The organism is Paraburkholderia sp. RL17-373-BIF-A (assembly GCF_046030175.1).
Lineage (GTDB): Bacteria > Pseudomonadota > Gammaproteobacteria > Burkholderiales > Burkholderiaceae > Paraburkholderia.
In genome coordinates, this window is record NZ_JARESO010000298.1 from 1 (window position 1) to 995 (window position 995).

Here is a 995-nt window from a genome sequence, read left to right on the forward strand (position 1 = left end):
CGGTGCAACTCTGGAGCCGTGACGGATTTCAGGGGGCGCTGTCAGTTGTGACCCGGCCGACCTACGCGCCTGATTATCTTTCCGTGCAGGGGCCGCACGCACCGCGGCGAGCCGTCCTTGAGCGCTTGACGCCTGACGATCAGGACGACCCCGAGGCGCTTCCGACCACCGTGGCGACTTCCAGGCTCGGCGTCAGACTGCATGTGTCGGGACGGCGCAAGCCCATGCCGTATGTGGTGCGCAACGTCGAAGCGGACGAGATTCATTTCATCCAGTCCGGCACGGTCAGGTTCGAAACGGACGTGGGCTGTCTCACGGCGACGGAAGGGGACTTCGTCTGCATTCCCCGATCCGTCGCGTACCGCTATACACCGACGGGCGATGCCATGCGAAGCCTCATCGTCGAGAGTCCGGCGGCCCTGAAACTCGCGCCGCCCGCACCAAGTGGCCTGCTCAACGTTGCGCGCGATCTGAAGTTCGCCGAGATCGACGCCAGCATGCCGGCCGGCGGCCCGACGCGGCTGGTGCTGAAAACCCTCGACACCGAGAACACGGTGTTCATGATGTCGCATGATCCGCTCGCGCTCGGCATGCGCCTGTCGGAGTCCGTCCCGGTGTGGAAGCTTAATCTGGCCAATATCCAGGTTCACGCCTACCTGCCTGAGGGCGGTCCGCCGAGCCAGTTTCTGTCGTCAGGCACGGGCGACATTCTGATGTTCAACCTCAGCGCGCGTCCCGGGGGGCGGCCGCCGGTTCACATCAACGCCGATTTCGACGAGGTGATCTGTTACGTGCGGGGCCCGGGGGCCTGGGGCGGTTGCACGGAACCCGGCACGTTGACCTGTGTGCCAAAGGGGGTCATCCACCACGGGCCGTCGGAGGACGTTCCTGAGGGCTATCAGGCCTGGTTGCTGGAAACACGCGCGACCCTGCGCTGGACACCGAAGGCCCTCGCCGCTTCGGAGCTGATGGAGACGGGCCAATACCGGCCACAT

Annotated in this window: 1 protein-coding gene; it reads left to right on the forward strand. The window is 65.3% G+C overall.

Annotation, left to right across the window (positions count from 1 at the left end; all coding sequences use genetic code 11):
- Positions 1 to 2: 2 nt before the first annotated feature.
- Positions 3 to 995 (forward strand): cupin domain-containing protein (locus P0D80_RS50480; protein ID WP_408296334.1); only part of this gene is annotated, 993 nt, incomplete at its 3' end.